We start from the raw sequence: 9,866 nt of genomic DNA, 5'->3' as shown, positions 1-9,866 counted from the left end.
TTCGAAGGGGGACTTATGTTGAGTGGGTATGCGCGCAGACATGCGTGTGATACAGACATACTATCTATATCATGTCAACAGAAAAAATGCGCCTAGAAGCAGTTTTTTCGTCTTTTCAGAAAATTACGTGCGGATCAGGGTGTGGCGTGGATTTCAAAAGCCCGCCAGAGCCAACGCCGGATGGTTTGTTTCGCTGAAGCCCCGAGATTTGTATCGAAGTAATCTCTCCGGGCAATACCCGGCGCGAATTACATGAGAAGAAAGCTCTTTATTTCGCGGCAGGCGCGGAGGAGTTGTGGTTCTGCCATTGGAATGGGCGAATGGAATTCTTCCGCAAGGAAGCCCCGGAGACTGCGGGGACTTCAGCCCGCTGTTCTAGTTTTCCGCAACGCATCGAAGGGCTTGAGCCATAACCGCTCGATCAAAACCCCTTGCGAAAACTCAAGGCACGCCCTAAAAGCTATAAGGGCTAGGGCGCTGGCGCAGAGCGGTACCGGCGCAACACAATTGTTACGAAAAATCCCTTGAGACAAAGATCGGTTTGGTCTAGTAATGGGCTAGCTGACTTTAGCTTATGAAAACCTTCACACGCAGGACCTTCCTCAAGAGCACCGCATTTGGCGCAGCGGCTTTGGGCCTCGACGCCTTAACCTGGAGCCGGGCAGCCGGCGCCAATGGCGATATTCGCGTCGCGCAGATTGGCTTTCATGGGCAGGGCAAAAGTCATATCAACTCGCTCTCGAAACTCGAAGGGGTGCGGTTGGTAGCGTTATGTGACGTGGACCACCACGTCCTGGATGCGGAGGCAACACGCTTGGGCGGCAATATCCCGACTTACACCGACCTGCGCAAGCTGCTCGAGAGCAAGGAAGTTGATGCCGTCTCGATTGCAGTGCCCAACCATTGGCACGCCCTGGCAACCATCTGGGCCTGCCAGGCCGGCAAAGATGTGTATGTGGAAAAACCGGCCAGCCATGAGCTTTCCGAGGGACGCAAGATGGTCGAGGCGGCGCGCAAGTACAATCGAATTGTCCAGCATGGGACGCAATGCAGGTCCTCGGTGGGAATCCGGGAAGGGGTGCAATACGTGCGGGACGGGCATCTGGGCAAAATAATTTTGGCGCGAGGTTTTTGTTACAAGGCGCGCAAGAGCATCGGCCTGGTGGATGGACCGCAAAAGGTGCCGGAGTATATCGATTACAACCTCTGGTGCGGCCCGGCCCCGGACGAGCCGCCGCGGCGCAACACCAGTTTTGGCACCGTCCATTATGATTGGCACTGGTTCTGGCCTTACGGGAACGGAGATTTCGGCAACCAAGGGCCGCACCAGGTCGATATCTGCCGCTGGTTTCTTGGCGAGGAAACCATCGCCCCCTTCTCGATGGCCGTTGGGGGACGCATGGGATACAAGGACTCCGCCGAGACGCCCAACACGCTCATCGCGTACCACGGGTATCAAACGCCGATGCTCTTCGAAGTGCGCGGCCTGCCTGTGAACAAAGCGTCGCAAACCGAAGGCTGGAAGATGGACAAGTATAAGGGCGTCAGCGTCGGCAATGTCATTGACTGCGAAGGCGGCTACGTGGTCGTTCCCAGTTACAGCGAAGCAATTATTTTTGACAAGTCCGGCCAGGAGATCACGCGGTTCAATGGGAAGAGAAAGGGAACTGCGCCGGCTGAGGTTGAAAGCCATCATGGCAACTGGATAGCGGCCATTCGGAGTCGGGACAGGCGCCATCTGCACGCGGAGATTCTCGAGGGCCATCTGACGGCGGGGTTGGTCCACACCGGCAATATTTCCTACCGCTTGGGGGCGCGAAAAGCACCCGGGGAAATTCGCGAGGCGCTCCAATCCAATAAGAGCCTGAGCGAGGCATTCGACCGGATGGCGGGCCATTTGGAGGCCAATGGCGTTGATTGCGCCCAGGACAACCTGAAACTGGGCCTGCCTCTGAAGTTTGACGCTGAAAAGGAACGGTTTGTGGACAATGCGCAAGCCGACGCAATGCTCACGCGGAAGTACCGCCCGCCGTTTGTCGTGCCCCAGCAGGTGTAGGGGAAGGCCTTCCGGTCACTCTACCTCCAGTGGCGTTTAATTGGGGGGAGGGTCAGAACGGGAGGACATCCCAAAGCGGTAGAGGGCTACCGCAGTCCAAGACGCTTCGCGCATTCTCGGGCGTTAAGGACCAGCCCTAACTCGTTTGAATCCTAAACGGGCTGGCCGAGAGGGCCGGGGCCATTTGGCCGCCGTAAAAGGTGTGGCGGTAGTCCTCGTCTTCCAGCAGATGTTGAGTTTGTTGCTGTTGCCCTCGTGCGATGAGGTATTTCAATTCATCGAGGTTGTCCGACCATTTTACTCCATTAAAGAATTCTGCTCCAGTGAATTGGGTTTTGTATAGGGCATTGGGCAGATAGCACGAGCCCAGGTACAGAAAATCGAAGCCGCGTTCTGCCAGGAGCGCGACGGCTGTTGTCATCATGAATAAACCGAGATTCCTTGATTGGTATGCCAAATCGTAGAAGGCGTAGTAGTAATAGCCCAGCACATCCGGTTCCAGGTAGAGCGTCGCCGTTCCCACCTCCGCTTCGGAGGCGGTGTCGGTGAACAGGAGGAGGTGCGAGGTGATTTTCCCCGCAAACAGAGAATCCAACCGCTCATAGGACATGACGTTTTTGCCAAACTTTTCGTCGGCATAGCCTTTGTAAAACTCGCGGCGGCGGGGGCTGTAATCAAATTGGGCGCGCGGTATGAGGTTGAAGGAAATCCCCTGGCCTTTTCGAAGAATACGGCGGTTTTCAGAGGATGGGTGGAATTTTCGCAGATTAACCCGGACCTGACGGCAGAGATAAAAGCGCTCGAGGTTACGCGAGGAAGGAAGGAAGCCGTGCCGAAAACAATCGGCGGGGGTTTCTCCGGCCTCAGGAAAGGCCCAGACGGCGTAGGGGAAAATGTAATGGTTGTAATCCTCTTTGCTTTCGGAAAACAGGAGCTTCATGCGGGGGGAGTTTGGTTTAAGAAAATCCGAGGCAACCGCGCTCGCCAGCCGGCCAGAACATCATAAGAAACCGAGTTCTTCAATTTCGCCAGTTCATGAACCGAAATCTCTTCCTGTCCCTGGCGGCCCATCAACACGGCTTCGTCCCACAACTGAGCCTCGGGCGCCTCGGTAATATCTACCGTGAGGGCGTCCATGGCCACACCGCCGACAATGGGCACTCTTTGGCCATGGACCAGCGCGCAACCCTGATTGCGGACGCGTGGGAAACCGTCCCCATAACCGAGGGGCAGGACGGCAATCCGGCGCGGCGAGGTGGCGGCATAGCGCATGCCATAGCCGACGGTATCACCGGGTTGCAATTCCTGAATGGCAGCGATGCGCGCCTTGACGGTCATCGCCGGTTCGATACCCGGAAGGCGGCGGCAAACGCTTGATGGATACACACCCAGCGGTAGAATGCCCACGCGCACCATATCAAAGTGCGCTTGCGGCAGATCAAGGAACCCGCCGCTATTGCTCAGGTGCCGCAGCTCGACCGGGATGCCGCGTTGCGCCATTTCTTCGAGGACCAGATTGAAGCGGGCCAATTGCAGTTTGGCGAACGATTTGTCGGTCTCATCGGACTGCGCAAAGTGGCTCAAGACACCCTCCAACCGCAGGGCAGGCATCGAGCAAATGAGCGCCGCGAGCGACGCGGCTTGCTCCCAACACACGCCGTAGCGATTCATGCCTGTGTTGATCTTCATGTGAACGGGCACCCGGCGGCCTGCGTTGGCAGCCAGGCGGCCAAGGTGCTCAACTGCCCGGGGCTCACTGAGGCAGCAGGTCAAAGAATGCCGGATGCAATCGGGGTGCTCGGCTTCATGGCGGTCGCCCAGCAGGAGGAGCCGGGCTTGGATGCCGTGCTGGCGCAGCATGATGGCTTCATCGAGCGTGCTCAGCCCGAAGAAGTCCACTCCGCATTCCATTGCTATTCTTGCCACCGGCAAGGCGCCGTGGCCATAGGCCTCGTCCTTTACCACTCCGAGCACGCGGACCTCAGCCGCTTTGTGCCGGTTAATCGCCTGGAAATTCCGCCGAAGCTGGCTGAGGTCAATTTCAATCCAGGCGGGGCGTGCGGCGGGGGATGGTGCGAGCGATTGCGCCGGGAGCGGAGTGGTCGCTGTTTGGGGGTCCTGGGGGGCAAAGGCAATACTGGTTGCGGGGGCCTGTTGAACAATGGCGTCTGTTGCATCGCTCATTTAAATCCTCATGATTGTTGCGCAGTCAGGTGCTGCCCGGCGGCCAAAGGCTGCGCCCAATATCCGGCCGGTAATAGCTGCTGAGGCTGCGAATTTTGATGATGTTTTGGTACGCGCGCCCGATGGCATCTTTCAAAGAAGCCCCATAGGCGACGACATCGCCGATACGATGGCCGGTGGCGACCAACCCCCCGTTATTATCAGGCGCCACCTCATTCCACCAAATATCGCAATCCAAAGGTTCACTTACTTCAACAGGCAGACAGGGTCCCCGGACTTGGACGTAAGGGTAGCCATAGCCGGCCAGAGTGACGGAACACGCGAATTCGCGCCCGGGAATGAATTGGGGGTTCAACTCTTTGTTTTGGGCGGTTTCGAGCAACGTTTGCGCGGGATGGGCCAGCATCCGCAAGAGCATGGCGCCGGAGGTCACACCAATGCGGATATTATATTCGATTACGTGCCATTTGCCTTTGGACTGGACGGCGGTCACCTGGATGGGGCCGTGATAGTTCACTTCGCGCAACCAGGGGCGCAGCGGCTGGAGCAACTCGCGGGCGAGCCCATACTGGTCGGTGGGGTCTTTCTCGACTAATCCCCCTAGCGGCGCGCCGGCGATAATCCCCATATCGCCGGCATGGGCTCGTTTGTACTCCTGATTGGTGACCAGAGAGTAGATTTCACCGCCGCTGACCAGGGCGATGTGGCCGGCTTCGCGGCGGCCGAGGTATTCCTGCAGGAAAACGCCCTCGGCATAATCGATGTGCCCGAGCCAGGAACGAGTATCGGCAGGTGTCTCGCAGATAATCGTATGGATGGGGCTGGTGGGCGAGCAGAGCGGGTTCTTGATAACCAGGCCAAGCTGGTGCTTTTCCAGCACCTGTTCGGCTTCCAATCGGTTCCGGGCCACGTACGCCTTGGGGTAGGCAATCCTGAAATCCTGACAAAGCCGCCGCGCAAAATCCCTGTCTCGCTCGATTTTCATCGCCTCCCGCTGCGGAGAGAAAATGGGCACGTTTGATTCAAGCAATTCCTGGCACCAGCGGGCCTGAGCCCAATCGATGGACATCGGCACCACGAGGTTGACCCCTCTCTCCTTCAGAACGGGACAAGGCGATGGGAGTTGGTCTCGGTTGAACACCGGGCCGGCGAGTGACGGAGGATAATGCGCGTAGTTTCGGGTGAGGTACGTGGCGACGCTTGCGCCATCGTCTTTGAGAATCTGCGCCGTGCTATGGGCGAAGGCGCCGACACCCAGGACAAGGACCGAGATCGAGCTGGAGGCAGCTTTGCGTTTCATCGCGCAATCGGTTTGGGTGCCGGGCCGCTCGTTTTCGGGTGCAGCATGACGCCTCGATTATGTTCGCAGTCCACCCGAACGCAAGCGGTTTGGTTTGCTTGCTTTGTTGGTTTGCACTTTGAAGCCTTGAGCCTGAGCGGCCACGGGGGTATAGTGGGGCTCATGGCGAATCTCTGTGCCTTTGTGGTTCATAGATTTGGGCTCCACAGCTTTGTGGAACTCCAACCGGAAATGACAAAAGCCCCTCTCCCTTTTACCGCACAGAAATCATGCGAGCTCGCATCATGGAATCTCTTTCATTCCGGGTCCGCTGAGAATCAAGGCTGCCTATGGACAAGACAATAAGTTTCAGGGTCAATGGCCAGTCACGAACCGTGACGACGGACCCGGAGCGGCCATTGCTGGACGTGCTGCGCGAAGACCTGCAATTGACCGGCGCCAAATATGGCTGCGGCGAGGGCCAGTGCCGAGCCTGCACCGTCCTGCTCAATGATAAAAGCGTGCCCTCCTGCCTGACACCCGTGGCCCAAGCCGAAGGCCAAAACATTCTGACCATTGAAGGTCTGGCTACTGGCGGCAACCTTCACCCGGTGCAGGAGGCATTTCTGGCCGAGGGCGCTTTTCAATGCGGCTACTGCACGCCGGGCATGATTCTGGGTGTGATGGCGCTCTTAAAGGAGAATCCCAACCCCAGTGAGAGTCAAATCATCGCGCGCATGCAATCGCATCTGTGCCGATGCGCCAATTACCCCACTATTGTTGCAGCCGTTCGACGCACGGTCAACCACACCGGGAAATGACATGAAAGAGCAAATCCCAACCGATCCTCTGGACGCGCAGGCTTACGATGAGCCCATCGAGCGGATGAACTATGATTTCGGCCTGAACCGGCGCGCGTTTGTTCAGGTGATTAGCACCGGATTGCTGGTTGCCGCCGGCGCTTCCCCGGCCCTGGCGCAGCGGCGCGGCTTTGGCGGGGCGGGTTCGATTAGCATTTCGGCGCGCGTGCACATTGCCAAAGATGGCGGCATTACGGTTTTCACCGGCAAAGTCGAGGCCGGCCAAGGGGCTCGGGCTGAGTTAATGCTGGCCGCAGCGGAGGAATTATGTGTGCCGGCCAGCGCCATTGAATTGGTCATGGCCGATACCAGCGTGGCGCCTGATGACGGCATTACAGCCGGCAGCCGCAGCACGCCTTCGACTGTGCCTGCAGTGCGCCGGGGCGCAGCCGCCGCGCGGGAGTTGCTCATGGCGTTGGCGCTTAAGCGCTGGAATGTCGAACGCGATGCAGTGAGCATCAGCGATGGGAAGGCAATCCACACCACGACTGGGCGGGCGCTTTCATACGCTGACCTTGCGGCAAGCGAGGATGCCGCGCACCTCTTCGAGCAGAAGATTCCACCCGATGTCGCCCTGCACCCCGCTCAGAGTTGGAAAGCCCTCGGGCATTCAACACCCCGGCCAAACGGACGCGAGATCGTCACTGGCGCGCACAAGTACCCGTCGGACATTGCCAGGCCCGGGATGCTCTATGGAAAGGTGCTCCGGGCTCCTGCCTACGGGGCGAAGCTGGTCTCGATCGATCCAGGCCCCGCCAAGGCCTTGGAAGGCGTCCAAACGGTCCGGGATGATCAATTCGTTGGGGTCGTTGCGCCCACCTCGGCCCGCGCGAGTGATGCCTTGGAGGCCATCGCAAAAACAGCCAAATGGGAGCGGACGGCTCACTCATCGAGCAAGGATTTATTCGCTCAGCTCAAAGCGGGCGTTCATGAGCCCCTACCGGCCAACCCCTTTCAACAAGAGCTGGCGGAGGCTAAACACGTGCTGCGGCAGAGCTTTCATTCGGCTTACATCCAGCATGCACCCCTTGAACCCCGTTCCGCGCTCGCCGAATGGGCCGAGGGGAAACTGACCGTCTGGACCGGAACGCAGAATCCATTTGGCTGCCGGAACGAATTGGCGCGTGCGTTTCATGTGCCGGAAGAAAAGGTGCGCGTGGTGGCGCCAGATTTTGGAGGCGGCTTTGGCGGCAAACACAGCGGCGAGGCAACCGTCGAGGCCGCCCGATTGGCGCAAGCAGCGGGCCGCCCGGTGTTGTTGCGCTGGACCCGCGAGGAGGAGTTTACCTGGGCCTATTTTCGTCCAGCGGCGGTCATTGAGATTGAGGCCGGCCTGGACGGGGAAGGTTCTCTTACTTCCTGGCATTTCATCAATATCAATTCCGGCGGCGCCGCCCTCGAAACGCCTTACCGGACCGGGAAGAGCCACTGCCGGTTTGTTGGTTCTGATGCGCCGTTGCGCCAGGGCTCTTACCGCTCGCTTGCTGCCTCGGCCAACACCTTCGCGCGAGAAAGTTTCATGGACGAACTGGCGGCAGTCGCCGGCGCCGATCCTCTCGCCTACCGGCTCAAACACTTGGAAAATCCGCGCCTGCGCACGGTATTGGAAACCGCCGCCCAGCGGTTCGGCTGGAGTGAATGCGTCTCGAAGAAGACTCCTAATGTGGGCGTCGGCCTGGCCTGCGGAATAGACAAAGGCGGCTACGTCGCCGCGTGCGCCGAGATCGAGCTGGAGCGCGATCGAAAACGCATCCGGGTCCGGCGGGTGACGCAGGTCTATGATTGCGGCGCGATTGTGAACCCAATCAATTTGCATGCGCAGGTGCAGGGGGCGATTCTCATGGGCTTGGGCCCGGCTTTGCGCGAGGAGATGCGATTCGAGAACGGGCAGATTCTGAATGCCTCCTTCGGCGAGTACCAGGTGCCCCGGTTCGATGATGTGCCCCAATTGGACATTCACCTGGTGGATCGGCCCGAGGTCGAGTCAGCTGGGGCGGGCGAGACACCCATCATTGCCATCGCTCCTGCCATCGCCAACGGCTTAGTCCATGCCGGCGGCCCCCGCGTGCGCCAAATGCCCATTCGCTTGCCGGAATGGGAAACCGCCTGAGGAGTTGTCTATTCGGCCTTACAATGCCACATCCTCGGGGCGCACTTCGAGGCATTCATCCTGGTCTTCCCAGACAATAGCCGGATACAGTTCGAGCAACTTGGGCGCCAGTTGCGTCCCGGCGTGGGCCAGCAACTGCTCGGCTTGCGCCGCCGCCTGCTCGAAGGCCCGCTCATAATCGCCTGCGCCCTTGCGTTGGGCCTCTTCCCAATGGGCGACAGCATGGATGGGGGCATATTGAGCGGCCCAAGCTTGGAGTTCGGTCTTTAGGCTGGCCGGGAGTTCTTCAAATGGAACGAGCGTTTCGCTGCAATGCTGGCAAATCAGGCCGGCCTCCTGGACGTCGCGCGTCAGCAGCGGCAAGGTGGGGGCGCGACAACAGGTGGATTCGGAATAGGCGGAGGGGGGGCTGGCGAGGCGTTTCAGCCAAATCTGGCGCTCATGGGCCATTTGGGCGGCCAGGCGATAAGCCCCGAGTAAAGGGTGGGACAGCCGCCAGGTTTTCCCCGCGAATTGGCCAAGCGTCTGGGCCATCCATCGGGCGAGGGTCAAATCATCGAAATCACGAAAGACAAGGCTGTACTCTTTCCAGAGCAAATCCAAGGGTGCATCCGCGTTGCTGGCCATCCCGAGGGATTGTTGCCCGGCGCTGGGAAATTGTCGAGCGCCCATTGAGCCTCGTGTCTTTCCGTCAATTTCGAGGGTTTTCCCTGCCTTTGACAAAGCCCTCTTCAATGAGAGATTAGTACCGGGGACGGAGTGGACTGATCACCTCAACGCGCTCCGGGTGCCGAACAGGCACGCTGGCGGACCTCAATTCGCCACCATAAAATTCAATACCGCCTGGAAAGGTCATAGATTATGAATGGTTTGCAAAAATGGGACCCGTTCAAGGACTGGGATCCCTTCCGAGAATTGAGTGAATTCCAAAACCGGCTCGGGTCCTTTTTTGGACGCTCGCAGGAACGGCGCGGACAGGAGGGGCCACTGGCGCAATGGTCGCCGGCCGTCGATATCATCGAGGATGACAAGGAATTCCTCGTGAAAGCCGAGCTGCCCGAGGTCAAGAAGGAAGATGTTCAGGTGACGGTCGAGAACGGGGTGCTGACGATCCACGGCGAACGCAAGTTCGAGCGGGAACAAAAGCAGAAACGCTATCATCGCCTTGAGCGGTCGTATGGCAGTTTTACCCGGAGTTTCAGCCTGCCTGAGGGTGCCGACGCCTCGAAGGTGCGCGCCGAGTTCAAAGAGGGCCTGCTCCAGGTCCACATGCCCAAATCGGAATCGGCAAAACCCAAACAAATCGAAGTGAAGGTCCAATGAACAACTGCGGAGCGGCAGCCAGGCCGCTGCCGCTCCGCATTGTCCCCGAAGGTC

General features: G+C 58.9%; 9 protein-coding genes. 5 read left to right on the top strand and 4 right to left on the bottom strand.

Annotation, left to right across the window (positions count from 1 at the left end):
- The first annotated feature begins 206 nt into the window (after positions 1–206).
- Both VG146_22165 and VG146_22160 read left to right on the top strand, forming a co-directional pair.
- Positions 207–413, top strand: a complete 207-nt coding sequence (locus tag VG146_22165; GenBank protein HEV2395065.1) for a Uma2 family endonuclease — start codon at positions 207–209, stop codon at positions 411–413.
- A 161-nt stretch (positions 414–574) separates the two neighbouring features.
- On the top strand, positions 575–2,056 hold the full coding sequence (locus VG146_22160; GenBank protein HEV2395064.1) for a Gfo/Idh/MocA family oxidoreductase: 1,482 nt from the start codon (positions 575–577) through the stop codon (positions 2,054–2,056).
- A gap of 136 nt (positions 2,057–2,192) precedes the next feature.
- On the opposite strand, the gene VG146_22155 is transcribed toward VG146_22160, so the two are convergent.
- The 3 genes from VG146_22155 to VG146_22145 are packed head-to-tail and all read right to left on the bottom strand — an operon-like array spanning position 2,193 to position 5,540.
- Positions 2,193–2,996, bottom strand: coding sequence for a hypothetical protein (locus tag VG146_22155; GenBank protein ID HEV2395063.1), 804 nt, complete (start codon positions 2,994–2,996; stop codon positions 2,193–2,195).
- The gene (alr, locus tag VG146_22150) at positions 2,993–4,240 is read right to left on the bottom strand and encodes an alanine racemase (protein ID HEV2395062.1); all 1,248 of its coding nucleotides are present in this window, start codon (positions 4,238–4,240) and stop codon (positions 2,993–2,995) included. The genes VG146_22155 and alr overlap by 4 nt, the downstream gene beginning before the upstream one ends.
- Before the next feature lie 25 nt (positions 4,241–4,265).
- A complete protein-coding gene (locus VG146_22145; protein HEV2395061.1) occupies positions 4,266–5,540 on the bottom strand; it encodes a phosphoribosylglycinamide synthetase C domain-containing protein in 1,275 nt (424 codons plus the stop codon).
- Between the two features lie 329 nt (positions 5,541–5,869).
- Between VG146_22145 and VG146_22140 the strand changes: the two genes are divergently transcribed.
- Together VG146_22140 and VG146_22135 are read left to right on the top strand one after the other, a co-directional pair.
- A complete protein-coding gene (locus VG146_22140; protein ID HEV2395060.1) occupies positions 5,870–6,340 on the top strand; it encodes a (2Fe-2S)-binding protein in 471 nt (156 codons plus the stop codon).
- Between the two features lies 1 nt (position 6,341).
- Positions 6,342–8,489: a molybdopterin cofactor-binding domain-containing protein gene (locus VG146_22135; GenBank protein ID HEV2395059.1), complete on the top strand. Its 2,148-nt coding sequence runs from the start codon at positions 6,342–6,344 to the stop codon at positions 8,487–8,489.
- A gap of 18 nt (positions 8,490–8,507) precedes the next feature.
- Here the strand turns inward: VG146_22135 and VG146_22130 are convergent, their stop codons facing one another.
- Positions 8,508–9,161, bottom strand: coding sequence for a hypothetical protein (locus tag VG146_22130; GenBank protein HEV2395058.1), 654 nt, complete (start codon positions 9,159–9,161; stop codon positions 8,508–8,510).
- A 189-nt stretch (positions 9,162–9,350) separates the two neighbouring features.
- Between VG146_22130 and VG146_22125 the strand changes: the two genes are divergently transcribed.
- Positions 9,351–9,812: an Hsp20/alpha crystallin family protein gene (locus VG146_22125; protein HEV2395057.1), complete on the top strand. Its 462-nt coding sequence runs from the start codon at positions 9,351–9,353 to the stop codon at positions 9,810–9,812.
- The last annotated feature ends 54 nt before the right edge of the window (positions 9,813–9,866 follow it).

It is taken from the genome of Verrucomicrobiia bacterium (assembly GCA_035946615.1).
Taxonomy (GTDB): Bacteria; Verrucomicrobiota; Verrucomicrobiia; order Limisphaerales; family UBA8199; genus DASYZB01.
Note: the sequence above shows the minus strand (reverse complement) of the source record. Positions and strands in the feature narration are given on the sequence as shown.